Origin of the sequence: Humitalea sp. 24SJ18S-53, from assembly GCF_050632385.1 — a bacterium.
Taxonomy (GTDB): Bacteria; Pseudomonadota; Alphaproteobacteria; order Acetobacterales; family Acetobacteraceae; genus Humitalea.
Genome location: NZ_CP192599.1, coordinates 3551536 through 3575242 on the forward strand (window position 1 = coordinate 3551536; position 23707 = coordinate 3575242).

Below are 23707 nucleotides of genomic sequence, written 5' to 3' on the forward strand. Positions count from 1 at the left end.
TCGCGTCAGGCAAAAGGCCCGACTGCTTCATCCGCGGGAGGCCCAGCATGCAGATCGACGACACGCCGGAACGCCCCGAGAAGGAGCCGCGCGAACACAAGCCCAGCCCGATCGACGTCCATGTCGGCAGCCGCGTGCGCCTGCGCCGCACCCTTCTGGGCATGAGCCAGGAGAAGCTGGGCGAGGCGCTCGGCCTGACATTCCAGCAGGTGCAGAAGTACGAACGTGGCGTGAATCGTGTTGGCGCCAGCCGTTTGTTCGATCTGGCCCGGGTTTTGGATGTGCCGATCGGCTTCTTCTTCGATGACCTGCCGGGCGAAGCCGGCTCCGGCGCCCGCCGCCTGATGAACGGCTTTGCCGAGGCCCAGGACGGCTTCGAGGATGATACCCTGCACCGCCGCGAAACCCTGGAACTCGTCCGCGCCTATTACCGGATCACCGATCCTTCGGTCCGCAAGCGGGTGTTCGACCTTATCCGGGCGATGGCCCCGGGCGAATAGCTTCAGGCGACTTGGCACGGTCAATTGCCACCATTAGTTGAGTATTTTCGAAGGTCGGATTACGCCAAGCGATAAGTGCCCGATCCAGGGCGTCGTGCAGCGAGCGACGCTCGGGCCCGTTCAGGAACATCCCGATCTCCACCCCGCGCCCGCGCAGGGTGATCAGCAGGCGCCCCTCCCCCGGCGCGGTCTCGATCCACCGCGGCCGCGCCCAATAGGCGTCCATCTCGGCTTTTTCGCGCTGTCCGCGTCCGTTGTCCCGTTCGATCGTCAGCCGTCCATCGGCCAGCAGCACGCGTTCAAAGGCGCGGGAGGACCAGCGCGCATGGGCGGAAAGCAGCGCCACGACCAGCAGGACCTCCACCCCGAGGAAGCCAAAGACCGGCCAGGCCCCGAGCCAGACAAAGCCGCCGCCGCAGATCGGCGCGGCCCCGCCCAGCAACAGGCCGATGCGCAGGATCGCGCCGCGCGACAACCCGCGCGGCGGGGTGCTCAAGGCCTCGAACAGCAAGGGTCGCGCCGGCGGGGCGATATCCTCGGTCACGCGGTTCGTGCAGGGTTGCGTCATCGACCCGTGACATAGGTCGGAGTTTCGGGAACACCATGCCAGCCACAACCGAATCCCGCCGCCGCGGCGCCACGCCGCATGGCACCGTCGCCGATCCGCGCCGGTCGCGCCGCATGGGCGCCGCCCAGGCCGAGGCCTTCCTGCGCGCCCTGGCGGCGGCGAATCCGAAGCCGGAAACCGAACTTCTCTTCACCGACCCCTTCACCCTGCTGGTCGCCGTGGCGCTTTCGGCGCAGGCGACCGATGCCTCGGTGAACCGCGCGACGCGCGGGTTGTTCGCCGCCGCGTCCACCCCCGAAGCGATGGTGGCGTTGGGTGAGGACGGCATCGCCGCCCACATCCGCACCATCGGCTTGTGGCGCAACAAGGCGAAGAACGTGGCGGCCCTGTCCGCGCAATTGATCGAACGCCACGGCGGCCAGGTGCCGAACGACCGCGCGGCGCTGGAAGCCCTGCCCGGGGTCGGGCGGAAGACCGCGAATGTCGTGCTCAGCATCGCCTTCAACGAAGCCGCGATGGCCGTGGACACGCATATCTTTCGCCTCGGCAACCGCACCGGCCTGGCCCCAGGCAAGACCGTGCGCGCGGTCGAGGATCTGCTGGTCGCCCGCTGCCCGCCCGACCTGATCGGCCCGGCGCACCACCTGCTGATCCTGCACGGGCGCTACGTCTGCAAGGCGCGCGCGCCCGAGTGCTGGCGCTGCGTCGCCGCGGCCTTCTGCAACTACAAGGCCAAGGTGCCGGCCCCTTCCGTTACGACCTTGGTTGGGCGAGGCTCCGGGCCGGAGGAACCAAAGCCATGATCCCACGCCGCGCGGCGCTTGCCGCGACCATGCTGGCCGCAGTCGCACGACCCGGGCGTGCCCAGGGCTGGTCGCCCGACCGGCCCGTGCGCCTGGTCGTGCCTTACGCTGCCGGTGGGCCGACCGACATCGTGGCGCGGCTTCTGGCCGAGCGGCTATCGGCCGACTTGCCGCAACGGGTGGTTGTCGAGAACCGCGCCGGCGCCGGGGCCTTGCTGGGCACCGAGGTCGTGGCCCGCGCGCCGAAGGACGGTTCGGTGCTGTTGTTCACCACCGTGGTCCATGCCGTGCACCGCGCGCTGCATGGCGCGCGCCTGCCCTTTGACCCGGCCGGTGATTTCGCCCCGGTCGCCCTGGTCGGCATCGTGCCCATGGTGGTGCTGGTCCGCCCCGATGCGCCTTGGGCCAATATGGCCGCGCTGATCTCGGCGCTGCGTGAGGCCAATCCGCCGCTCGCCTATGGCAGCAGCGGCACCGGCGGGTCGTCGCATCTGGGCGTGGAATTGCTGACCGCGCTGACCGGCACGCGGGCCGAACACATCCCCTATCGCGGCACCGCGCCGGCCTTGCAGGACCTGCTGGGCGGGCGGATCGCGCTGCTGATGGACAGCGTCGCCACCGGCGCCGGGCCTGTGCGCGCCGGGCAGTTGCGCGCGCTGGCAACGACCGGTGAGGCGCGCAGCGCCGCCCTGCCCGACGTGCCGACCCTGGCCGAAGCCCTGCCCGGCTTCGCCGCCACCACCTGGAACGCCGTCCTGGCCCCTGCCGGCACGCCGCCGGCCACCGTGGACGCGATCGGTGCCGCGATCGGCCGCGCCTTGTCCGATCCTGGTCTGGCGGTGCGGCTGGCCGAACTCGGCGTGGATGTCCCGCCGCCGGACCGGCGCGGCCCGGCCCCCACCTCCGCCTTCATCGCCGCGGAGACCGCCAAATGGAGCCAGGTGATCGCCACGGCGGGCATCCGGGCGGAGTAGCGGTCGCCCGATGCGCCACTGGGGTCTGCTGCTGCTGGGCTGCCTTCTCTCGGCCCCTGCGGGTGCCGGCGAAACCCTGGTGGCGATTCCCCACCAAGGCATGGACCGCAGCGTGGTGGTCGCCACCCCGGACGGCCCCGGCCCCTTCCCGCTCATCATCGGGCTGCATGGCGCGGGGCAGACCGGCGCCAGGCAGCGCGCGGGTCTTGCGATCGACGCCGTCGCGCTGCCGGCCGGCTATGCTATCGCCTTCCCCGACGGGGTGAGCGGGCGCTGGCAGTATTCGCGGCCCAACCTGCGTGGGCCGGAAGCCCCGACGATGATGCCCGATGGCGCGCCGATCGACGACCGGGCCTTTGTCGAGGCCCTGGCCGCGCGCCTCGTTGCCCTGGGCATCGCCGATCCGCACCGGTTGTACCTGACCGGCTTTTCGGTGGGCGCGCTGATGACGCTTTCAGCCGGTTGCGGCGCGCCGATGACCTGGGCCGCGATCGCTGTGCTGGCGGGCGGCATCACCGATCTGCTGCAGCCGGGTTGCGCCGCCGGGCCGCCGCTGCCGACGCTGTTCGTGATCGGCGACGAGGATCGTACCTTTCCGGTGACGGGTTTCGTCAATCCGCGCGGACGGATGCTGTCGCAGAGCGAGAGCCTGGCGATCATGGCCACACGGCAGGGCTGCACGCCGGGGCAGGAACGCCCGGCCCCGGACGGGTTCTTGATCACCGAGGCCGTCGGCTGTGCCGCCGGGGCCGCGGCCTTGGCGAGACTCCCCGGCCAAGGCCATTCCGAGGCCCCTGGCACGGTGGCCCTGATAATCGATTTCTTCAGCCGGTATCGGCGTTGACGCCACCCCGCCCCGCGCCAGATGCTGCCGTGGCCTCGTGGCGTCAGGCTGCCGGACAGACATCGCGCGGCCCCGAACGCCGCGCCCAAAGGAGGATCATCGTCATGACAGCCCAGCCCCATCGTCGCTCCCTTTTGTTGGGTGGCGCAGCATTGGCGGCCACCGTCTTCGCCGAGGCACGGCGCCCGCTCTTCGCCCAAGGCGCGCCGGCTGCGACCGGCCCCTTCACCCTGCCGCCGCTGGGCTACGCGACCAACAAGAACGAGGCCGCGATCGACGCGCTGACGATGGAGATCCACCACATGCGCCACCATGGCGCGCAGGTGGCGGGGCTGAACGCCGCGGTCGCCGGCCAGCCGCAGGTCGCGGCCATGCCGCTGGACGAGATCCTGATGAACCTGTCGCAGGTGCCGGAGGCGATCCGCGTCGCCGTCCGCAACAATGGTGGTGGGCACGCCAATCATTCGATGTTCTGGCAGATCATGGGGGGCGCCGGCGGCGAACCCACGGGCGCGCTGAAGGCCGCGATCGACCGCGACCTTGGCGGGTTCGAGAAGATGAAGGCCGACTTCAACGGCAATGGCCTGCGCGTCTTCGGCAGCGGCTGGACCTTCGTCACCGTCACCCCCGGCGGCAATCTGGCGCTGACCACCAAGCCCGGGCAGGATAATCCGCTGATGGATGGCCAGCGCGTGCTGATGGGCAATGACGTGTGGGAGCACGCCTATTACCTGCGCTACCAGAATCGCCGCGCCGATTACCTGGTGTCGTGGTGGAACGTGGTGGATTGGGACAAGATTTCCGAACGCTATGCCGCCGCGATGAACGGCACGCTGCGGATCTGACCGGGGGTATCCGGCCGGGGGGCGGGGCCGCCATATCGGTTGCCCCGCCCAGCCTTGCCCCGCAATACTCCCGCCAAGGCAGAGGCCATTCCAAAAAGGCCCGCCGCGGGAGACAATGTTCATGACCACCCATATCGGCCGCCGTGCCGCGCTGATCGCCGGTGCGACCGCCCTGGCCGCCCCGGCTTTCGCGCAATCCGGTTTCCCCAACCGCCCCATCCGGGTCCTCGTCCCCTGGGGCGCGGGCGGCACCACCGACGTGCAGATGCGGGTGCTGTGCGAACAGGTGTCCCGCCGCCTGGGCCAGCCGGTGATCGTGGACAACAAGCCCGGCGCCGGCGGCATTCTGGGCGCGCAGCAACTGCTGGCCGAACGGCCGGATGGCTACACCCTGTCGCAGATGCCGATCAGCGTGTTCCGCAACCCGCTGATGAACCCGCGCCCGCCCTTCGACCCGATGAATGACTTCACCTGGGTCGTTCATCTGACCGGCTATCTGTTCGGTATCGTCGTCCGCGCCGACGCGCCGTGGCAGACGCTGGAAGACTTCCTCGCCTATGCCCGTGCCAATCCTGGGCGCATCAACTACGGCACGCCCGGTGTCGGCACGTCGCTGCACATCACGATGGAACAGATCGCGGGCCAGAAGGGCGTGGAATGGGTGCATGTGCCCTTCCGCGGCGTCGCCGAGAATTTGCAGGCGCTGCTGGGCGGCCAGATCCACGCCACCGCCGATAGTTCGGGCTGGTCGCAACTGGTGCAGGATGGGCGGCTGCGGCTGCTGGTGACCTGGGGGGCCGAGCGTGCCAAGCGCTTCCCCAATACGCCGACCTTGCAGGAAAGCGGCATCGATATCGTCTCGATCAGCCCCTATGGCATCGGCGGGCCGAAGGGCATGGACGCGGGCGTGGTGCGGGTGCTGCACGATGCCTTCAAGGAGGCGCTGTTCGACCCCGCGCATATCGCGATGCTGGACCGGTTCGACATGCAGCCGATGTATCTGGACAGCGATGCCTACGCGACCTTTGCCCGCCGGCAGTATGAGGAGGAGCGGGTGATGATCCAGCGGCTGGGGCTGCGGCTTTAGAGCGTGATGGTCGTAGGCGCGAATGCGCCGCAGGGCTGAATCACGCGACAAAACAACAAGCTAGACCGCGATGCGTGAGCGAATGCGAACGCATCGCGGTCTAGCCCCCCGCCCCTACTCCGCCATCAGCAACACGATCACCGTGCCCCAGATCGTCAGGATGATGTTGCCCAGCGCATAGGGCACGGTGAACCCCAGCACCGGCGCCCGGCTTTTCGCCTGTTCCTGCACCGCCACCATCGCCGCCGTCATAGTCTGCGCGCCCGATACGGCGCCCAGCAGCAGCACCGGGTTCATCTTCAGCACATACTTGCCGAAGAAGGCGCCGACGGTCGGCGGCACGCAGGTGCAGACGACCCCGGCGATGAACAGCGCGACACCGCTTTCCATCAGCGCCGGCAGGAACACCGGCCCCGCATGCAGCCCCGTCATCGCGACAAACCCCGCCAGCCCAAAGTTCATCATGAAGGCCTGCGACGCCTCCGGCACCCGGCCCAACAGGTTCGGCTTCACCGAGCGGAACCAGCCGAAGAACAGCCCCATCAACAGCGTGCCGACCGCCGTGGACAGCGACAGCTTGATGCCGAAGAAGGTCACGGCCGGCAGCCCGATCAGGCAGCCCGCCGCGACGCCAAGGCCAATGGTCAACATGTCGGTCGTCACCGTCGCCCGGTCGGCGAAGCCGATCTGGACCACGGCACGCTCCACGGCCGCGACCGGCCCGATCAGGGTCAGCACATCGCCGCGGTTCAGCACCGTGCTGGCGGCCAGCGGCATCGCCTGCCCACCGCGGCGCAGGGATTTGACGAAGATGCCGCGCGCCTCCGGCCGTTCAGCGGCGAGTTGGCCAAGGCTTTGCCCCGCCAGTTTCCGGTTGGTCACCACCGCATCCAGCGTCTCGATCGGCATGTCGAGCAGATCGGCGTCATCATGTTCGGGCCCTAGCAAGGCGCCCGTCTCCAGGATCGCGGCCCGAAGGCCCGCGACGACGACGATATCGCCGGCGGCGAGGCGGTCCGCCGGCGCGCAGTCGCGGATCTCCCCATCGCGCCGCAGCCGGTGCAGCACCACGCGGGCCCCCTGCGCCAGGGCGCGGGCCTCGATCTCACCGACGCTCAGCCCGATGGCGGCGGCGTTCTCGACCCGGTGGCTGCGCGCGGCGCGCAGGCGATAGGCGGATTTCACCCCGGCCTGTGCGCTGCTCAGCCCAAGCTTCGCATCCAGCGCACGCGCTTCCTTCTCCAGGTCGATCTTCAGCAGCTTCGGCAGCAGCATGGCGACGAAGAAGACCTCGCCCCAGAAGCCGAACAGGTAGCAGACGGCATCCGCGACCGGGATCTGGTTCACCAGGCGCTGGCGTTCGGCCATCGGCAGGTCCAGGCCCATGATCGCCTCCGACGCCGTGCCGATGGCGGAGGATTGCGTCAGTGCGCCCGACAGCAGCCCGGCGGCGAAGCCCGTCTCCAGCCCCATCAGCCGCGCCATGCCATAGACGCAGCCAAGACCCAGGAAGGTGATCAACAGGGTCAGGATCAGCGGCTTCACGCCGTCGCTGCGCAGCGCCCGAAAGAACTGCGGCCCCGCGCCATAGCCATTGGCGAAGAGGAACAGCAGCAGGAAGACGGTTTTCACCTCCGGCCGGATTTCAACGCCGAGTTGACCGATCAGCAGCCCGGCGAAGAGCGATCCGGTGACCAGCCCCATCGCATGCCCGACGATCTTGATCTTGCCGATCGCATAACCCAGGGCCAGCGCCAGGAAGAGCCCGATTTCCCAATGGTCGCTCAGGATGCTGGACAGGGCGGTCATGCGTCGTGTTCCCCCGACTGTTATCATCCAGGATAGACCTGGATCGGCGTGCAGGGGAACGCGGAGGGCGGTGCTACGCCGCGCGCATCCTTTCCAGGAAGTCGCCGATCTCCACCTTCAACTCGCCCATTTCGGCCGACACCAAGCCGATGGAATCGACCATCGCGCCGGTGGCACTGCCCATGGCGTTGGCGGCCTCGGTTACCGCCCCGATCTCCTCGGACACCGCCTGGGTGCCGGAGGATGTGCGCTGGATGCTCTCCGCGATCTCGCGGGTCGCGGCACCCTGTTCCTCGATCGAGGACGCGATCGACGCCGAGACCTCGCTCATCTCGCCAATTCGCCTCGCGATGCTCTGGATCGCCGTCACCGCGCTGGTGGTGGCCATCTGAATATCGGCGATCTGGGCGGAGATATCCTCGGTCGCCCGCGTGGTCTGGCTGGCCAGGTTCTTCACCTCCGACGCCACGACGGCAAAGCCCTTGCCGGCGTCGCCCGCCCGCGCGGCCTCGATGGTCGCATTCAGGGCCAGCAGGTTGGTCTGGGCCGCGATATCGGTGATCAGCTTCACGACATCGCCGATCTTCTGGGCCGAATTGGCCAGGCCCTGCACATTGGCGTCGGCCGCCACGGATTCGCGGACCGCTTCGCTGGCCATGCTGCTGGCGCTGCGGACCTGGCGCGACACCTCGGCGACGGAGGCCGAGAGCTCCTCGGTCGCGGCGGCCACGGCCTGGACGGCGCCGGAGGCCTGTGCCGCCGATTGCGCGCCGCTCGCCGCCCGCTGACGGGTCGCCTCGCTCGATCCGGTCACGCTGTCGGCGGAGGACATCATGGTGCCGGTGGACTTGGTAACCCGGTCCAGCGCGTCATTCACCGTGGTCGTGAAGGATTGGATCTGCGTGTCGATCCGGGCCACGCGCTGCTGGCGGGCGCGCTCATCCGCCTCCCGCTGCTGCTGGAGGGACTGGGTCTCCAGCCCCTGGCGCTTGAACACTTCCAGCGCCTGCGCCAGTTCGCCGACTTCATCCTGGCGGTCGGCATGCGGCACCGTGACGGTGAAATCGCCCTTGGCGACCTCCCCCATCGCGCCGGTGATGCGTTCCAGTGCCGAGAGCACATAGCGGCGGAACAGCCAGCCGCCGGCGGCCAGCCCCAGCAGCAGGACGATCACCGCGCAGGCAAGGATCACCAGGCGGGACAAGGCCGCGCCATGGGCACTGTCGGCCTCCCTTCGCAGTTCAAGCAGCGCCGCATCGCGCAGGTCGAAGACCTGGCGGAAGGCCCCGATCACCTGGTTGCCCCAGCCCGCCGTATCGATCGAATAGCCGCGCCCGAGCCGCCCTTCCGTCATGACGGTGTCGATGATGCGGGTCGGTTCGACCAACTGCCGCCCGAACAACTGTTCGTAGCTCTGGCGGATGGCGGGCGGGGCGTCCTGGGCACTGGCGCGGCCCGCGATCTGCTCGCTCGCGCTGTCATAGGCGCCGCGCGCGCGTTCGCCGCGCAGCAATTCCTCCACCGTCAGGGGGCGGCTCTCGCGAACACCCAGGCCGATCGGAATGACGATCGCCGAGGCGCTTTCGCGCAGGCTGAGCACGAGGCGGGCAATCGCCGCCGCATCCGCCAGGCGCGGATCCTGCGCGGTCAGGCTACGCTCGGTGCTGTTCAACACCGGGTTGAGCGAACCCTGGACTTCGAGGCTGCGGGCGGACATGCGGGCGGCCAGCGGCATGCGTTCGGCATGCGGTCGGCTGGCGCCGGCATCCACCTCGGCGCGGATCGCCCGGATGTCCGCCTGCATCCGCGCCAGGGTGGCGCCCGTGCTGGGCGGGGCCAGGCCGGGGGCCGCGGCCGTGGCGGCACGCGCGGAGGCGAGGCGTTCATCAAGGATCCGGCGGGCATCGCGCAACGCCTGGTGGTCGGCGGCGCTGGCCTGGGGCGGCCGCAGCATGTTGCCGCCCGCGCTGCGCTCATCCGTCAGCGCCTGGGGGATCGTCAGCACGCTGCTGTAGACATCGGTCAGCAGCAGGGCCTTGCCGCTGCCATCGAAGGCGCGCCAGGCGTTGGTCAGCGCGACCCCGCTTGCCCCCAGGGCAACGGCTGCGACGGCGCCAAGGGCGATGGTGAAGATCTTCGCTATGCGCATGGTGATCCCTCGGCATCCCGCCCGCATCATGCGGAACGCGGGCATCGTTGCTCTGCTGGCGGGCAGGCTTACCCGCGAATGGATTGACGTTTCATTTCGGACGGCGCCCGGCGTCGCCCCGGTCCGCCCCCCCCCCGGCACGGCAAATCCACCGCCCCGCCCATGCGCGGGCTGGACCCTTCCAGTGCAGGCAGGCTACGCAGGACGGCAGCAGGATAGGGGAATGATCAGGTGGCGCTGTGGATCACGCGTCGCGGTCTGGCGGCGGTCGGGGGAACCGTGGCACTCCCTGCCTCGGTTCTTCCCCTTGCGGCCATGGCCCAGCGTGCCGACCCGAACCCCGATGCCTCGGTCGAGATCGAGGAGGTGCGCGTCGGCATCGGCATCGTCGCCGGCAGCATCGGCGGCGGCCGGCTGCGCTGGCGGGGTGAGGAATATCCCTTCCGCGTGCGCGGCCTGGGCGTCGGCGCACTTGGCCTGACCTCCCTCCAGGCGCGGGGGGAGGTGTTCAACCTGTCCCGGCTGGAGGATTTTTCCGGCGCCTATACGGAAGAGGCGCAGGACCCGCCGGCCGCCGATACCCCCCCGCCCCCGCCGGGCGGGCCGCTGGTCCGCTTCCTGCGCAACGGCAATGGCGTGCGGCTTCGGCTGCGCGCATCCCGCGACGGGGCGATGCTGGAAATCGCCCCGGGCGGGCTGAACATCGAACTGCGGTAGCGCCACGATGGACGGCTTCATCATCGCGCGGATGATCAGCGACTACCTGTTCGCCTTCTCCACGCTGATCAGCATCATCAACCCCTTCGCGATCGGGTTCGTCTTCCTCGAACGCACGCAGGGGCTGAGCTACCGCGAGCGTGCCGCCCTGGCGCGGCGGATCGCATTCTATTCGCTCTGCGTGCTGCTGGTGGCGGGGTTCCTGGGGCAGCAGATCCTCAGTTTCTTCGGCATCTCTCTGGCCGCCTTGCGGATTGCCGGCGGGCTGACGGTCGCGCTGGCCGGCTGGGGGATGCTGAACGCACCCGATGCGCCGGATGCGACCTCTGTCGCCAAGGTCAGCATGGCCGCAGCGAACCGCATGGCCTTCTTCCCGATGACCATGCCGCTGACCACGGGGCCGGGCACCATCGCCGCCTCCATCGCCCTGGCGGCGAACCGCAGCGGCGACATGCGTAGCCTGGTGCCCAGCATGCTGGTGGGGCTGCTGGTCGCGGCGACCGTCTCGGTGGTGATCTACCTGGCCTACCGGCATGCTGTCAGCGTGGCGCGGATGCTTGGCCCCGATGGTTCGCGGCTGGTCACGCGGGTCTCGGCCTTCCTGCTGCTGTGCGTGGGGGTGCAGATCACGTTGACAGGGGTGCTGGATGCGCTGACCCCGCTGGTGATGGCAGGGCGGTGACGGCATGACCCCGATCCACATCCGCCCCGGCGACGATCTGCGCGGCCGGCTGCCGCCCGGCGACTACCTGACCTATGCCGATCCGGTCTGCCTAGGCCCCGCGCGGGATGCGGATGGGCCGATGGCCTGGCTGGCGCAGCGGTCGCGCTTCGTCGCGATGCACGCGCACCACCCGCTGGAGGCCGTGCGCCTGCGGCTTGGCGCCGAATACACCGCCCTGCTGGCCGCGGCGCGCGGTGACGCGCCGCTGCATATCTGGTGCGAACATGATGTGTGGGACCAGATCGCGCTGCTGCGGATCATCTCCCTGATCTGGCCGGCTGGACGCGGCCGAATCTTTCTGATGCCGGCCGATGGGCGCCGGGTCTTCCCTGCCCTGACCGATGCCGAACTGGCGGCGCTGGTGCCCGTTCCCCTGGGCGATGCGGCGGCCGAGGCCGCGTGCCTGGCCTGGGATGCCTTCGCGGGCGAGGACCCGGCAGAACTGGACCGCATCTGGCGGCGGCAACTGCCCTTCCCGCACCTGGCGCCCGCCCTGCGGCGGCATTTGCAGGATTTGCCCTGGGCCAGTGACGGGCTGGCGCTGTCAGAACGGCGCGTGCTGCGGGCGGTGGTCGAAGGTGCTGCCGACGCCGCCGCCGTGCTGGCGGGCTTTGCCGCCGCGGACCCGGTGTTCCACCCGACCGACCTGATGGTGGCCGAGATCATCGACCGCCTGCGCCACGGCACCCGCCGCCTGATCGCCCGCAGCGGGCCGCTGGCGCTGAGCCCGCTGGGCCAAGCCGTGCTGGCCGGACAGGCCCGTCACGCGCCGGCGCCGCGTTTCGTCGGCGGCATCGCGGTGGGGCCAACGGCGCCGGCCTGGTGGGATCCCGGCCGCGCGGGTGTCGTGACGCGGCCAAACAACGGCCTGGGGGCGGCGCCCGGCGGGCTGTCGGCGCTGCGGGGCGACTGACCGCTACCGCAGCCCGGCAAAAAATTCGCGCAACAGCCCCCCTGCCTCGGCTTCCCGCACCCCGCCCACGACCTCCGGCACATGGTGGCAGGTCGGGTGGCTGAAGACGCGGGCGCCGTGCTCCACCCCGCCGCTTTTCGGGTCATAGGCGCCAAACACCACGCGCTTCACCCGGAACAGGCTGGCGGCATGGGCGCACATCGCGCAGGGCTCCAGCGTCACCCACAGGGTCGCATCCGGCAGCACGCGATCCCCGCGCAGGGCCGCGGCCGCCCGCAGCGCCAGCAATTCGGCGTGGGCGGAAGGGTCGCGGCGGGCCTCCACCTCATTGCCCGCCGCCGCCAGGACGCGCCCCGCGCCATCGGTCACCACGGCCCCCACCGGCACTTCGCCCCGCGCGGCGGCGGCGCGGGCTTCGACCAGGGCATCGTCCATATGGCTGTTCATGCGGCGTATCTGCGCCGCGCGGGACAGTGGGCGCAAGCAGCACGCTTTACCGCAGGCCATCCCTGCGCGTAGCAAGCGCCATGAGCAAAAATCCCCTGATCGGCCTGACCCTGGATGCCGAGCCCGCCGGCGGCTGGTCCAAGCTCCCTTGGTATGCGCTGCGGCAGAATTACTGCGATGCGATCGCCATCGCCGGCGGCCTGCCGGTCGCCCTGCCGCATGAGGAGGGGCTGGCCGCGGCCTACCTCGACCGGCTGGACGGGCTGGTTGTGACCGGCGGTGCCTTCGATGTGGACCCGGGCCTCTATGGCGGGGGGCCGATGCACGAGACGGTAGTGCTGAAGGAAGGCCGCACCGGCTTCGAACTCGCGGTGCTGCGCGGCGCCATCGCGCGCGACATGCCGGTGCTGGGCATCTGCGGCGGTCAGCAATTGCTGGCGGTCGCCCTGGGCGGCACCCTGCACCAGCACATCCCGGACGACGTGCCGGGCGCGCTGGAACATGAACAACCGACCCCGCGCGACCAGCCAGGCCATGATGTGACCGTGACCCCTGGCACCCTGCTGGCCCGCATCATCGGCGGCACCCGCATGGCGGTGAACACCGCGCACCACCAGGCGGTCGCGACACCGGGCAGCCACGGCATCGTCAATGCCGTCGCCCCGGATGGCGTGATCGAGGGCATCGAGGCCCCCGGCAAGACCTTCTGCCTCGGCGTGCAATGGCACCCGGAATATGCGGTGGACCCGGCCGACCCCGACATCTTCCGCGCCTTCATCGCCGCCGCCGTGGCCTATGCCACGACACGCCAGATGGTGCCGGCATGACCGCCGTGCCGCCCGACGACGACGACAACATCCCGAACGTGCCGCTGGCCGAACGCGTGCGCGGCGGCAAGCGCCACTCCTCCCGCGCGCGCAGCGTCGAGGGCGGGCTGGACGAGACCCCCGTCGCCGAAACCCCCGACGATGACGACGAGGTCGAGGGCGAACGCGGCGACCGCATCGCCAAATTCCTGGCGCGCGCGGGCATCGCCAGCCGGCGCGACGCGGAAAAGCTGATCGCCGAGGGCCGCGTGGTGCTCAACGGCCACAAGGTCATGACCCCCGCGACCTTCGTCGGCCCGACCGACCGCGTCACCGTCAACGGCACCCCGGTCGCGGCGCCCGAACGCACGCGGCTGTTCCGCTACCACAAGCCGCGCGGCCTGGTGACGACGCATAAGGACACCGAGGGCCGCCCCACGGTGTTCGAGAACCTGCCCGCCGGGCTGCCGCGCCTCGTCTCCGTCGGGCGGCTGGACCTGACCAGCGAGGGCCTGCTGCTGCTGACCAATGACGGCGCGCTGGCCCGCAAGCTGGAACTGCCCGCCAATGGCTGGATCCGCCGCTACCGCGCCCGGGTGCATGGCCAGGTGGATGAGGCGGCGCTGGCCGCGCTGACCCGCGGGATCACCGTCGATGGCGTGAAGTATGGCCCGATCGAGGCCGGCCTCGACAGCCGCCGCGGCGCCAATTCCTGGCTGACGGTCAGCATCCACGAAGGCAAGAACCGCGAGGTGCGGCGCGTGCTGCAGCACCTGGGCCTGCACGTCACGCGGCTGATCCGCGTCGCCTATGGCCCGTTCCAACTGGGTCTTCTGCCGGATGGCGCGGTCGAGGAAGTGAACGCGAAGATCATGCGCGACCAGATCGGCGTCGATGCCGCCCCGCGCCTGCAACGCGGCACCGAACGCGCGCCGGACGTGGCCGAACCCGCGCCGCAAAAACCCGCCCGCGCGCCCCGCGCCCGCAGCGCCGGCGACCCGCAGATGACGCCCTGGGGCGCGCCGGACTGGCGGGCGGAGGACGCGCCGAAGCGCCCGGGCGCACGCAACGCCGGTGGCGCCGACCGGCCGTCGGGCGCGCCATCCCGGCCCCGCCCCCCGGCCAAGCCGCCGCGCGGGTAAAAGCCGGTGCGCATCATCGCCGGCCGCCACAAGGGCCGGCGCCTGGCAGCCCCCCCTGGCGAGGCCACCCGCCCCACCGCCGATCGCGTGCGCCAGGCGCTGTTCGACGCGCTGACCCACGCGCCCTGGGCCGGGCGCGACCGGCTGGACGGTGCCCGGGTGCTGGATGCCTTTGCCGGCACCGGCGCGCTGGGGCTTGAGGCACTGTCCCGCGGCGCCGCGCATGTGACCTTCATGGAAACCGCCCGCCCCGCCCTGGCCGCCATCCGCGCCAATATCGCCGCCTGCGGCGCGGAGGACGTCGCCAAGGTCCTGGCCGTGGACGCGACCCGCCCGCCACGGGCCGACAAAGCCTGCACGCTGATCTTCCTCGACCCGCCCTATGGCCAGGATTTCGTCGCCCGCGGTGTCACGGCCCTGGCGGCGGCGGGTTGGATCGCGCCCGGCGCGCTGCTGGTGGCCGAAGCCGGACGGGCCGAACCCGCCCCCGAATTGCCGGGCTTCACCTTGTGCGACGAACGCGCGCATGGGGCGGCGGTGCTCCGGGCCTGGCAAGGCGCCTGAGGCGCGTCCCGCTCAAAGGCAAGCCACCAGGAGAAGCCGGGACGTCTCAGGCGGCGGAATCGCCCCCCTCGACCGCCGGATCGTTGGCGGCCGAGCCCAGGATGTGTTCGCGCACCCGCGCGGCCACTGCCCCGGGGTCGCGGCTCCGCAGCGCCGCCAGGATGCTCCTGTGCCCCTCGGCACTACGCCGCAGGGCGCGTAGCGAGGGCCAGAGCACCATGGGCCACAGCCTCGCGCGGTCGCGGGTTTCGATCGCCAATTCGACCAGGAAGCGGTTGGGCCCGAAGCCGTAGAGCGTGTCGTGGAAATCGAGGTTGGTGGCGCTCTGGTCAGCCGAGGTGCCTTCGTCGATGGCACGGTCGAAGGCGTCGGCCTTGGCTTCCAGCAGGCGCAGCGCGGCCTCGTCCAGGGCCGGCAAGGCCTCGATCGCGGCCTGCGCCTCCAGCAACGCGCGCACGGCGAGCATGTCGCGGCGGCGCTGCCGGTCGGGCATTGCCACGCGGAACCCCCGGTTGGGCACATGCTCCACCGTCTGGCGCTGCGCCAACTGGGCCAAGGCGGCGCGGACGTCGAAGCGGGTCGCGTTGAAGCGTTCCTCCAGGTCGACCTGCCGCAGCCATTCGCCAGGCCGATAGGCGCCGTCGCGGATGCTCGTCGCGATCTCGACGTCCAGTTGGCGGCGGCCGCTGGGGTGACGGGCCATTCTGCTGCTGTCCTCGGCAAAGGGGTTGCGGCCAGAGAAAAGCTGAGCCTATCATATTGGCGCCAATAATTGCGCCAAAATGCGCCGGGGTCGAGCCTCTCGCGAGCCTCGAGCCTGATAAGGGATGGGGAAGAAACCGACCATGATCCGGATCGACCGCCGCACGACGCTTGCGCTGCCAGCCTTGCTTCTGGCCGACAGGGCCCATGCCCAGGGCGCGCCCGCCTCCTATCCCCAAGGCTACCAGGATGTGGTGGCCGGGGCGGAGCGGGAGGGCAGCCTGCTGATCTATTCCATCATGTCGGCCGAGAACTGGCGCCCTGTGCTGGAAGGCTTCAACCGCCGCTATCCCAGGGTGCGGGTGGAAACCCTCGACCTGCCGAATTCGCGTGAGGTGTTTGAGCGCTACCTGGCCGAACGCGGCACCAATAGCCGCACGGCCGACCTGCTCGCCACCGCCGATCCCGGCGGCTGGATCGAGTTCCAGGCCCGCGGCGAGGTGCTGCCCTACGAATCCGCGGAAAGCGCCGCCTGGCCCGCCTGGGCCAAGCCCTGGCCTGGCGTCTACACCATCTCCGCCGACCCGCTGGTGTTCATCTTCAACAAGATGACCGTACCGGAGGCGCAGCAGCCCAAGAGCTTCGCGCAATTCGTGACGCTGGCGACGCAGAACCAGGCGCGCTGGCGCAACAAGATCACGAGCTACGGCGCGCATAACGGCGGCTTTGGCTATTCCTCCAACTTCGGCTTCGTGCAGAAGCATGGCGAAAAGGCCTGGGACTGGTTCAAGGAACTGGCCCCCCTGCGCCCGCGATGGGAGCGGTCGGGCGGCCCCATGACGGAGAAGGTGACCTCGGGCGAATACGCCGCGGGCTGGTTCGTCTCCGCCATCACCTTCTGGCCGCGCCTGAACGATCCCGCGCGGGCGCGTGTGCTGGGCTGGAACTTCATCGAGGATGGGCAGTTGGTCATCCTGCGCGGCATGGCCATCGCCAAGGCGGCCCGCAACGTCAACGCGGCCAAGCTGATGATCGACTACATCGCCTCGGCCGAAGGCCAGGCCGCGTTCGGGCGTGGCGGGCTGACGCCGGCGCGGCCGGGCGTGATGCCGGGCGAGGGTATCCGCCACACCTACAGTTCCATCGTGCAGGCGGTGGGCGGCGAGCAGAACATCGCCTTCATCGACTACAACAAGGCGATGCTGGACGACTACCAGGCCTTCATCGATCGCTGGAAGTCAGCCTATGGCGTGAGCTGAGGGAATGGATGCGACGGTAAACCGGGCGGAGGCTCCGCCCGTTCCTTCCGCCTTCCCGCGTGAAATCCCGATCCAGTACGGCACCGCGATCCTGGTGCTGGTGCTGGTGGCAGCGCCCCTCCTGCCCGTCCTGCTGCAATCGCTGCTGGACGGCGCGCTTTACGACGACACCTACAATTTCACCCTGGGCAATTTCACGCGGCTGGCGCGGACCGAGGGCTTCGGCCTGGTGCTGGTCAATACCGTGGTGCTGGCGGCGCTGACGACGATTGTCGCGCAGTTCCTCGGCACCGTGGCGGCCATCCTCTTCGGGCGCACGGATGTCCCTGGTTCGCGGGTGCTGAGCGAGTTCTTCCTTTGGCCGCTGTATCTGTCAGCACTGGTGCTGTCCTTCGGCTGGTATGCCTTCTACGGCCCCGCCGGCTATCTGACGCTGCTCTGGGAATCGCTGTTCGGCGATGCGCCCTGGACGCTCTATTCCCTCGGCGGCATGGCGGTGATCGCGGGGGTGTCGCAGGCGCCTCTCGCCTATATCTACTGCCTGTCTTCCGCGACGATCACCGACCCCTCGCTGGAGGAAGCGGCGCGCGTTTCGGGTGCCGGCACCTTCCGCACGCTGTGGCGCATCACCCTGCCGCTGATGAAGCCGGCGATCGCCTATAGCGCGGTGCTGAATTTCACTATCGGGCTGGAACTGCTGTCGATCCCGCTGATCTTTGGCGATCCCGCCGGGATCACGGTGCTGACGACCTTCCTGTTCAACAACGGCATTTCCTCGCCCCGGCCGGATCACGGGCTGGTCGCGACGGCGGCGGCGCTGATGCTCGTGGTCGTCTGCTTCCTCGTCTGGTTGCAGGGCAAGATGCTCGGCAATACGCGGCGCTTCGTCACCCTGGGCGGCAAGGCGACGCGGCCGCGTCCCTTCCGGCTCGGCGTGCTGCGCTGGCCGCTTTTCGCCATCGCGGCGATCTACATCCTGGCGACCGTCATCGCGCCGATGGGGCTTCTGGTGCTGCGGGCCTTCACCAGCTTCCTCTCGCCGATGGTGCCGCTGTCCGATGTGCTGACCTTGGGCAATTTCGTCACGATCTTCGATTACCCGATCTATTCCCGCGCGGTGTGGAACTCCTTCGTTGTCAGCCTGGTCGGCGGCGCCCTGGCGACCGGCCTGATCGGCCTGATCGCGATCATCGTGCATCGTTCGGAATTCCGCTTCCGTGGCGCGCTGCATTACCTCGCGCTCTTCCCGCGCGCGGTGCCGGGCGTGGTGGCGGGCATCGGCTTCTTCTATGCCTTCGCGCTGGTGCCGGGGCTTGGCACCTTGCGGAATTCGATCTGGATCCTGGTGATCGCCTTCACCATGCGCTTCATCCCCGCCGGGCTGGGCGCCGTCGCGCCGATGCTGTTGCAGGTCAGCCAGGACCTGGACCGCGCGGCACGGGTGCAGGGGGCTGATTGGTGGACGACCAGCCGACGCATCGTGCTGCCGCTGATGCGGCCGGCGCTGGTGGGCTGCTTCACGATCCTCTTCATCTCCTTCTTCAAGGAATACTCGACCGCCATCTTCCTCTTCGCGCCCGGCAGCGAAGTCATCGGCACCGCGCTGTTGCAGCTCTGGGTGCAGGGAGAGGTCGGTCTGGTCGCGGCACTGGCGACCATCCAGGTGGCGGTGATCGCCGTCTGCGTCGCTGCGGTGCGCGGCATCTTCGGGGTAAAACTGCATGGCTGAGCTCATGATCGAAGGGCTGACGAAGCGCTTCGGCAATGTCACCGCTGTCGACAACGTCAACCTGCATGTCGCGGATGGGGAATTCGTGACCCTGCTCGGCCCCTCGGGCTGCGGCAAATCCACCACCCTGGCCGCCGTGGCGGGGCTGGACCGTGCCGATGGCGGGCGCATCCAGGTCGGCAAGACGGTGTATTTCGACGCCGCGCGCGGCACCTACCTGCCGCCGGAGGCACGTAGCTGCGGGTTGGTGTTCCAAAGCTACGCGCTTTGGCCGCACATGACCGTCGCGGACAATGTCGCCTTCCCGCTGACGCTGCGGAAGGTCACGACCACCGAGCGGAAGCGCCGCGTCAGCGAAGTGCTGGACCTGGTGGAAATGGAACCCTATGCGGCCCGCTACCCGCATGAGCTGTCCGGCGGGCAGCAGCAGCGTGTCGCCCTGGCCCGCACGCTGGTCTATCACCCCGCCATCCTGTTGCTGGACGAACCGCTCTCCAACCTCGATGCCAAGCTGCGCGACCGCGCCCGCGCCTGGCTGGCGGAACTGCGGACGCGGCTGCATCTGACGACCATCTATGTGACGCATGACCAGATCGAGGCGCTGTCGCTGTCCGATCGCATCGTGGTCATGAATGGCGGGCACATCGCGCAGATCGGCACGCCGCAGGAGATCTACGAACGCCCCGCCGATCCCTTCGTCGCCGATTTCATCGGGACGACGAATTTCCTCCCCGCCCGTGTGCTGCATGGCGCCGCCGCTGGCGGGCTCACGGTGCTGGAACTGGGCGATGGGCAGCGGCTGGAGGTTCTGGCCGAACGCCCGGCGACGGAGGGCAGCACCGTCACCATCGCCTTCCGCCCCGAACAGATGCGCATCGCGCAGGACGCGCCGCCGGACGAGGCGGGTTCGCTGGTCTCGACGCGCGTCACCGGCCGTTCCTACGTCGGCGGGCATTGGCAGGTCGGGCTGGATATCGCCGGCGCGCCCCTGCGGTTGGAAACGCCGCGGGCACCGCCGGAAGACGACCTGCGCATCTGGCTGCCACAGCGCGGCGGCATCATCTTCCGTGGAGCCGCCGATGTCGTCGCCTGAGCCGCTGCCGCGCGCCGATTATACGCCGGGGGTGCGCGGGCCCCTGGAGGGCGTGCGGGTGCTCGACCTCTCCCGCCTGGTCGCGGGCAATACCGTCACCCAGCACCTGGCCGATTTTGGTGCCGTGGTGGACAAGGTGGAGCCGCGCGATGGCGACACCCTGCGCGGCTGGCGGGTCAAGGGCGTCGAGACCGCCTGGAAGGTGCATGGCCGCGGCAAGCGCAGCCTGTGCCTCGACTTCCGCCACAAGGACGCGATCCCGCTGATCCGCCGGCTTGTCCCGGGGGCGGCGATCCTGGTGGAAAGCTTCCGTCCCGGCACGATGGAGGCGATGGGCCTTGGGCCGAACGAATTGCTGCGGCTGGAACCGCGGCTGATCATCCTGCGGATCTCCGGCTGGGGGCAGGATGGGCCCTATAGCCGCCGCCCCGGCTTCGGCACCTTGATCGAAGGCTTCGCCGGCTTCGCCGACATGAATGGCTTCCCGGATCGTGAGCCGGTGCTGCCGCCGATGTACCTGGCCGATACCGTCGCCGGGCTGACCGGCGCCTTCGCCGCCATGGCGGCTCTGCGGGAAGTGGAAGTGAACGGCGGGCAAGGCCAGGTCATCGACCTGCCGCTGCTGGACCCCTTGTTCACGGCGCTCGGCCCGCAGGCCGCGAACAATCGCCTGACCGGCCGGGTGAAGCAGCGCACCGGCAGCCGCTCCACCGGTGCAGCGCCGCGCAATGTCTATCGCACCAGCGACGATGGCTGGGTCTGCCTCTCCGCCTCCACCCAGGGCATGGCGGAGCGGGTGATGCGCTCGATCGGACACGGCGCGCTGATGGAGGACCCACGTTTCCGCACCAATGAAGCGCGGGTCGTGAACGGCGAGGCGCTGGACGCGCTGATCGGCGCCTTCGTCGCCGAGCGGACGCTGGAGGAGAACGTCGCCTTCTTCGAAGAAGCCGAGGTCACCATCGGCCCGGTCAACAATATCGTCCGCTTCATGGCCGATCCGCATGTGCGCGCCCGCGCCCTGCTGGCCGACTACCCGGATGAGGATATGGAGAGCTTTCCGATGCATGCCGTTTCGTCCCGCCTGTCCGGCACGCCAGGCGCCATTCGCGCCGCCGCACCCCGCCTTGGCCAGCACAGCCGCGAGATCCTGGCCGCCCAGGGTTTTGCGGCGGGCGAGATCGAGACCGCCCTCGCCTCCGGCCTGGTCGCGGCGGCATGACCGCCGCCCCGCATCCGATCTGGCGTTCCGGCCTGTTCGTGCCAGTGAATGTCGAACGCTTCCTGGCCAAGGCCAGCACGCGTGGCGCCGATGCCATCCAGCTTGACCTGGAAGACAGCATCGCCCCCGGCGACAAGGCCGATGCCCGCCGCTGCGTGGAAGGCGCCGTGGCCCGCATCCGCGCCGAGGGGCGTTCGGATGTGCTGGTCCGCATCAACCAACCGCTGGAAGAGGCGGTGCGCGACCTGGAAGCCGCGGTGATCCCGGGGGTCGCCGCCATCATGGTCACCAAGGTCGAGGGTCCGGACCACCTGCGGCTGCTGGACGAGCTGGTGTCGCGGCTGGAACAGAAGCGCGGCCTGCCCGAGGGCGGCATCCGCTTCACCGCGCTGATCGAAGCGCCGGGGCCGCTCGCGCAGGCCCATGCCATCGCACGCGCCACCCCCCGCCTGGTCGGCATGTCGCTGGGTGCCGAGGATTATGCGACGGCCATCGGCGGCGAGCCGACCGAGGATGTGCTGCTGCTGCCCAAGCAGCAGATGCTGCAAGCGGCGACGGCGGCCGGCGTCATGCCGCTCGGCACCATCAGCACCGTCGCGGATTACTCGGACATCGACGCCTATCTGCGCATCGTGCGCCGTTCGGCCAGCTTCGGCTTCGTCGGTGCCTCCGCGATCCATCCGGCGCAGGTCCCTGCGCTCAACGCAGGCTTCAGCCCCTCGCCCGAGGCTGTGGCCAAGGCGGAGCGGATCGTGGCCGCGGATCGGGAGGCCGCGGCGGAAGGGCGCGGATCCTTCGCGCTGGATGGCAAGATGATCGATATCCCGATCGTCCAGCGCGCCCAGGCGCTGCTGCAACGGGCGCGGGCCATCGCCGCCCGCGCGGGATAGCAGACGACGGGTCCAGGGGTCCTGGTGCCGGCCAAAAACGATTGGCCGGCACCGGGGGATCAGCCCGGCAGGATGAAGCGCGCGGCCTGGGTATCGTAGTCAGGATAGCCCAGGGTGACGCGCATCTCGGGCGGGGACATCGCGCTCGCGGCCTCGGCCTCGCCGGCGGCCAGGGCCGCGAGCCCGGCCTTCATGCCGGCGGCGACGGGCGACAGCAGGCCGGTCGGATAGGTGCCGATCTTGAACCCCAGCGCCGCCGCCTGGGTCTGCGACGGGGTCGCGCGCGGGGCGCCGGGCGACAGCACGGCAAAGGATGGCCGGCCGGCGGCGGCGGCGACGGCGCGACGGATCTCGTCATCATCGGCGGGTGAGTCGAGGAACAGGATGTCGGCGCCCTCCTCGACGAACATCTCGATCCGCGCAACGGCTTCGTCGATGCCCCGGGTCGGCCGGCAATCGGTGCGGGCCAGGACCATGATGCCCGAATCCTTCGCCGCCTCGACCGCCGCACGCACCTTCATCCGCGCTTCGTCGCGCGGCAGGCAGGGCTTGCCGGCGGCGGTCAGCGCGCGGGGGGTGATCTTGTCCTCGATCAGGATGGCGGCCGCACCCGCGCGGCCATAGGCACGCACCGTGCGCTGCACGTTCATGGCATTGCCGTAGCCATGGTCGCCATCGGCCAGCACCAGCAGATCCGGTGCGGCGCCATGCACCATGTTGAAGCTGTCGAACATCTCGGCGAAGGAAATCAGGTCGAGGTCCGGCCCGCCCAGGCGGCTGGCGGCGACGCAGGACCCGGAGAGGAAGGCGGTCCTGAACCCGGCCCCCGCCGTGAGCTTGGCGCTGAGCCCGTCCCACACGGCTGGCATGACGACGAAATCGGGCGTGGCAAGCAGGGCACGCAAACGGTCGGGGGCTGTCATATTGGCATCCTTGTTGTGGGTTCTGGGCTTAGTCGCGCCAGGGCTTGCGGGCCCACAGGGCACGCAGGCTTGCGTCCTGGTCCAGGAACAGGCGTTCCTGAGCCTCGGCGGTCATCGGTCGCAATGGCAGGTTCAGCCGTTCCGCGTCGGCGATCCAGTTGGGATCGGCATTCGCCCCAGCGACCGCGACGCGCAGTTGTTCCAGGATGCCGGCGGGCATGTTGGGCGGCGCGACAAGCCCGCGCGTGGACCCGCCGATGACCGCGAAGCCTGCCTCGCGGAAGGTCGGCACCCCACTGGTCCCGCTCCAGCGTTCCGGCCCGCCCTGTGCCAGGGCGCGCAGCGCACCCTCCCGCATCAGACCCAGCCCTTCACTCATGTTGAAGGACCCGACAGCGATGCTGCGCGAGAGCAGGTTGGTCACGATCGGCGGCGTGCCGTTGAAGGGCACGTGGGAGAATTCGCACCCCGCAGCATCCTGCAGGGCCAGCACGAGCAGGTGGTCGTCGCTACCGACGCCGGCAGTGCCGATGGTCACCTGGCCCGGGCGCGCCTTGGCCATGGTGACCAGGTCGGTGACGCTGCGGATCGGGCTTTCGGCCATCACCCAGAGGCCACAGGGATCCTCGATGACATTCCCGAGGAAGGTGAAGTCCTGCACCCGGTAGCGCACCTGGCGCTCGATCGGCAGGGTGATCGAATTCGGTGCCTGCGCCGCGCCGATGGTGAAGCCATCGGGCGCCGCCTGGGCCACGCCTTCGAAGGCCTGTTGGCCGCCGGCGGTGGGGCGGTTGACGACGACGAAGTTTGCCCCCGGCAGGCGACGCTGGACATAGGGCAGGATCGTGCGGGCCAGTATGTCCATGCCGCCGCCGCCCGGACCGGGCACCAGGACCTGGATGGGCCGGTCCGACGGCCAGGCGGCCCGGGCGATCCGTGGCGCCGCCATGGCGCCGGTCAGGGCGATGGCACCAAGAAGCTGTCTGCGACGCATGGC

General features: G+C 69.8%; 23 protein-coding genes and 1 pseudogene. 17 read left to right on the forward strand and 7 right to left on the reverse strand.

The features are described 5' to 3' along the window. Positions 1-47 precede the first annotated feature (47 nt). Complete coding sequence (locus tag ACQW02_RS16965; protein ID WP_431281100.1) at positions 48-500, forward strand: helix-turn-helix domain-containing protein; 453 nt, start codon at positions 48-50, stop codon at positions 498-500. Here the strand turns inward: ACQW02_RS16965 and ACQW02_RS16970 are convergent. Further along, positions 472-1068, reverse strand: a complete 597-nt coding sequence (locus ACQW02_RS16970; protein ID WP_431281101.1) for a DUF2244 domain-containing protein — start codon at positions 1066-1068, stop codon at positions 472-474. The genes ACQW02_RS16965 and ACQW02_RS16970 overlap by 29 nt on opposite strands. A gap of 113 nt (positions 1069-1181) precedes the next feature. On the opposite strand from ACQW02_RS16970, the gene nth reads away from it, so the two are divergent. The 5 genes from nth (at position 1182) to ACQW02_RS16995 (ending at position 5621) form a co-directional block, all read left to right on the forward strand. Then, entirely contained in the window at positions 1182-1871 is a 690-nt protein-coding gene (gene nth / locus ACQW02_RS16975) for an endonuclease III (protein ID WP_431285916.1), read from the forward strand. Beyond that, on the forward strand, positions 1868-2845 hold the full coding sequence (locus ACQW02_RS16980) for a tripartite tricarboxylate transporter substrate-binding protein (RefSeq protein ID WP_431281102.1): 978 nt from the start codon (positions 1868-1870) through the stop codon (positions 2843-2845). The genes nth and ACQW02_RS16980 overlap by 4 nt, the downstream gene beginning before the upstream one ends. Positions 2846-2855: 10 nt before the next feature. Further along, the gene (locus ACQW02_RS16985; protein WP_431281103.1) at positions 2856-3689 is read left to right on the forward strand and encodes an alpha/beta hydrolase family esterase; all 834 of its coding nucleotides are present in this window, start codon (positions 2856-2858) and stop codon (positions 3687-3689) included. A 104-nt stretch (positions 3690-3793) separates the two neighbouring features. Then, positions 3794-4534 (forward strand): superoxide dismutase, encoded by a 741-nt coding sequence (locus ACQW02_RS16990; protein ID WP_431281104.1) that lies wholly within the window; start codon positions 3794-3796, stop codon positions 4532-4534. 121 nt (positions 4535-4655) lie between these two features. Continuing rightward, on the forward strand, positions 4656-5621 hold the full coding sequence (locus ACQW02_RS16995) for a tripartite tricarboxylate transporter substrate binding protein (RefSeq protein WP_431281105.1): 966 nt from the start codon (positions 4656-4658) through the stop codon (positions 5619-5621). Positions 5622-5735: 114 nt separating this feature from the next. Here ACQW02_RS16995 and aspT read toward each other — a convergent pair whose 3' ends face one another. Both aspT and ACQW02_RS17005 read right to left on the reverse strand, forming a co-directional pair. Next, a complete protein-coding gene (gene aspT / locus ACQW02_RS17000; protein WP_431281106.1) occupies positions 5736-7430 on the reverse strand; it encodes an aspartate-alanine antiporter in 1695 nt (564 codons plus the stop codon). Between the two features lie 73 nt (positions 7431-7503). Continuing rightward, positions 7504-9624: a methyl-accepting chemotaxis protein gene (locus ACQW02_RS17005; RefSeq protein ID WP_431281107.1), complete on the reverse strand. Its 2121-nt coding sequence runs from the start codon at positions 9622-9624 to the stop codon at positions 7504-7506. Positions 9625-9810: 186 nt separating this feature from the next. Here ACQW02_RS17005 and ACQW02_RS17010 point away from each other — a divergent pair, with 186 nt between their 5' ends. From ACQW02_RS17010 to ACQW02_RS17020, 3 genes are read left to right on the forward strand one after another with little or no spacing between them, the layout of a single operon-like run. Then, positions 9811-10296 carry a hypothetical protein gene (locus ACQW02_RS17010; protein ID WP_431281108.1) on the forward strand — a complete coding sequence of 162 codons (486 nt, stop codon included), beginning with the start codon at positions 9811-9813 and terminating at the stop codon, positions 10294-10296. Between the two features lie 7 nt (positions 10297-10303). Continuing rightward, a complete protein-coding gene (locus ACQW02_RS17015; RefSeq protein WP_431281109.1) occupies positions 10304-10978 on the forward strand; it encodes a MarC family protein in 675 nt (224 codons plus the stop codon). A gap of 4 nt (positions 10979-10982) precedes the next feature. After that, entirely contained in the window at positions 10983-11933 is a 951-nt protein-coding gene (locus ACQW02_RS17020; RefSeq protein ID WP_431281110.1) for a hypothetical protein, read from the forward strand. A 3-nt stretch (positions 11934-11936) separates the two neighbouring features. Here ACQW02_RS17020 and ACQW02_RS17025 read toward each other — a convergent pair whose 3' ends face one another. After that, on the reverse strand, positions 11937-12368 hold the full coding sequence (locus ACQW02_RS17025; RefSeq protein WP_431285917.1) for a nucleoside deaminase: 432 nt from the start codon (positions 12366-12368) through the stop codon (positions 11937-11939). Positions 12369-12460: 92 nt separating this feature from the next. Between ACQW02_RS17025 and ACQW02_RS17030 the strand changes: the two genes are divergently transcribed. From ACQW02_RS17030 to rsmD, 3 genes and pseudogenes are all read left to right on the forward strand, one after another. Then, positions 12461-13207 carry a gamma-glutamyl-gamma-aminobutyrate hydrolase family protein gene (locus tag ACQW02_RS17030; RefSeq protein WP_431281111.1) on the forward strand — a complete coding sequence of 249 codons (747 nt, stop codon included), beginning with the start codon at positions 12461-12463 and terminating at the stop codon, positions 13205-13207. Between the two features lie 107 nt (positions 13208-13314). Then, positions 13315-14154: pseudogene (locus tag ACQW02_RS17035) on the forward strand (pseudouridine synthase); the annotation flags it as partial. Between the two features lie 180 nt (positions 14155-14334). Next, a complete protein-coding gene (gene rsmD, locus ACQW02_RS17040; RefSeq protein WP_431281112.1) occupies positions 14335-14892 on the forward strand; it encodes a 16S rRNA (guanine(966)-N(2))-methyltransferase RsmD in 558 nt (185 codons plus the stop codon). A 46-nt stretch (positions 14893-14938) separates the two neighbouring features. On the opposite strand, the gene ACQW02_RS17045 is transcribed toward rsmD, so the two are convergent. After that, positions 14939-15595 (reverse strand): GntR family transcriptional regulator, encoded by a 657-nt coding sequence (locus tag ACQW02_RS17045; protein ID WP_431281113.1) that lies wholly within the window; start codon positions 15593-15595, stop codon positions 14939-14941. Positions 15596-15737: 142 nt separating this feature from the next. On the opposite strand from ACQW02_RS17045, the gene ACQW02_RS17050 reads away from it, so the two are divergent. From ACQW02_RS17050 to ACQW02_RS17070, 5 genes are read left to right on the forward strand one after another with little or no spacing between them, the layout of a single operon-like run. After that, a complete protein-coding gene (locus ACQW02_RS17050; RefSeq protein WP_431281114.1) occupies positions 15738-16853 on the forward strand; it encodes an ABC transporter substrate-binding protein in 1116 nt (371 codons plus the stop codon). A 4-nt stretch (positions 16854-16857) separates the two neighbouring features. After that, the gene (locus tag ACQW02_RS17055) at positions 16858-18582 is read left to right on the forward strand and encodes an ABC transporter permease (protein ID WP_431281115.1); all 1725 of its coding nucleotides are present in this window, start codon (positions 16858-16860) and stop codon (positions 18580-18582) included. Beyond that, positions 18575-19675, forward strand: coding sequence for an ABC transporter ATP-binding protein (locus ACQW02_RS17060; RefSeq protein WP_431281116.1), 1101 nt, complete (start codon positions 18575-18577; stop codon positions 19673-19675). Before ACQW02_RS17055 ends, ACQW02_RS17060 begins: the two co-directional genes overlap by 8 nt. Continuing rightward, positions 19662-20897: a CaiB/BaiF CoA transferase family protein gene (locus ACQW02_RS17065; RefSeq protein ID WP_431281117.1), complete on the forward strand. Its 1236-nt coding sequence runs from the start codon at positions 19662-19664 to the stop codon at positions 20895-20897. Before ACQW02_RS17060 ends, ACQW02_RS17065 begins: the two co-directional genes overlap by 14 nt. Beyond that, positions 20894-21787: an HpcH/HpaI aldolase/citrate lyase family protein gene (locus ACQW02_RS17070; RefSeq protein ID WP_431281118.1), complete on the forward strand. Its 894-nt coding sequence runs from the start codon at positions 20894-20896 to the stop codon at positions 21785-21787. The genes ACQW02_RS17065 and ACQW02_RS17070 overlap by 4 nt, the downstream gene beginning before the upstream one ends. 59 nt (positions 21788-21846) lie before the next feature. Here the strand turns inward: ACQW02_RS17070 and ACQW02_RS17075 are convergent, their stop codons facing one another. Together ACQW02_RS17075 and ACQW02_RS17080 are read right to left on the reverse strand one after the other, a co-directional pair. Beyond that, the gene (locus ACQW02_RS17075) at positions 21847-22710 is read right to left on the reverse strand and encodes an isocitrate lyase/PEP mutase family protein (protein WP_431281119.1); all 864 of its coding nucleotides are present in this window, start codon (positions 22708-22710) and stop codon (positions 21847-21849) included. Between the two features lie 28 nt (positions 22711-22738). Next, complete coding sequence (locus ACQW02_RS17080; RefSeq protein ID WP_431281120.1) at positions 22739-23704, reverse strand: Bug family tripartite tricarboxylate transporter substrate binding protein; 966 nt, start codon at positions 23702-23704, stop codon at positions 22739-22741. Positions 23705-23707 lie beyond the last annotated feature (3 nt).

Coding starts and splice junctions, on each gene's coding strand:
- ACQW02_RS17045 (WP_431281113.1), bottom strand. CDS start 15,595: ATGGCCCGTCACCCCAGCGGCCGCCGCCAACTGGACGTCGAGATCGCG.
- ACQW02_RS17030 (WP_431281111.1), top strand. CDS start 12,461: ATGAGCAAAAATCCCCTGATCGGCCTGACCCTGGATGCCGAGCCCGCC.
- aspT (WP_431281106.1), bottom strand. CDS start 7,430: ATGACCGCCCTGTCCAGCATCCTGAGCGACCATTGGGAAATCGGGCTC.
- ACQW02_RS17015 (WP_431281109.1), top strand. CDS start 10,304: ATGGACGGCTTCATCATCGCGCGGATGATCAGCGACTACCTGTTCGCC.
- ACQW02_RS17005 (WP_431281107.1), bottom strand. CDS start 9,624: ATGCCCGCGTTCCGCATGATGCGGGCGGGATGCCGAGGGATCACCATG.
- ACQW02_RS17080 (WP_431281120.1), bottom strand. CDS start 23,704: ATGCGTCGCAGACAGCTTCTTGGTGCCATCGCCCTGACCGGCGCCATG.
- ACQW02_RS16980 (WP_431281102.1), top strand. CDS start 1,868: ATGATCCCACGCCGCGCGGCGCTTGCCGCGACCATGCTGGCCGCAGTC.
- ACQW02_RS17065 (WP_431281117.1), top strand. CDS start 19,662: ATGTCGTCGCCTGAGCCGCTGCCGCGCGCCGATTATACGCCGGGGGTG.
- ACQW02_RS17055 (WP_431281115.1), top strand. CDS start 16,858: ATGGATGCGACGGTAAACCGGGCGGAGGCTCCGCCCGTTCCTTCCGCC.
- ACQW02_RS16990 (WP_431281104.1), top strand. CDS start 3,794: ATGACAGCCCAGCCCCATCGTCGCTCCCTTTTGTTGGGTGGCGCAGCA.
- ACQW02_RS17050 (WP_431281114.1), top strand. CDS start 15,738: ATGATCCGGATCGACCGCCGCACGACGCTTGCGCTGCCAGCCTTGCTT.
- nth (WP_431285916.1), top strand. CDS start 1,182: ATGGGCGCCGCCCAGGCCGAGGCCTTCCTGCGCGCCCTGGCGGCGGCG.
- ACQW02_RS16970 (WP_431281101.1), bottom strand. CDS start 1,068: ATGACGCAACCCTGCACGAACCGCGTGACCGAGGATATCGCCCCGCCG.
- ACQW02_RS17060 (WP_431281116.1), top strand. CDS start 18,575: ATGGCTGAGCTCATGATCGAAGGGCTGACGAAGCGCTTCGGCAATGTC.
- ACQW02_RS17075 (WP_431281119.1), bottom strand. CDS start 22,710: ATGACAGCCCCCGACCGTTTGCGTGCCCTGCTTGCCACGCCCGATTTC.
- ACQW02_RS16965 (WP_431281100.1), top strand. CDS start 48: ATGCAGATCGACGACACGCCGGAACGCCCCGAGAAGGAGCCGCGCGAA.
- ACQW02_RS17070 (WP_431281118.1), top strand. CDS start 20,894: ATGACCGCCGCCCCGCATCCGATCTGGCGTTCCGGCCTGTTCGTGCCA.
- ACQW02_RS16985 (WP_431281103.1), top strand. CDS start 2,856: ATGCGCCACTGGGGTCTGCTGCTGCTGGGCTGCCTTCTCTCGGCCCCT.
- ACQW02_RS17020 (WP_431281110.1), top strand. CDS start 10,983: ATGACCCCGATCCACATCCGCCCCGGCGACGATCTGCGCGGCCGGCTG.
- ACQW02_RS17025 (WP_431285917.1), bottom strand. CDS start 12,368: ATGGACGATGCCCTGGTCGAAGCCCGCGCCGCCGCCGCGCGGGGCGAA.
- ACQW02_RS16995 (WP_431281105.1), top strand. CDS start 4,656: ATGACCACCCATATCGGCCGCCGTGCCGCGCTGATCGCCGGTGCGACC.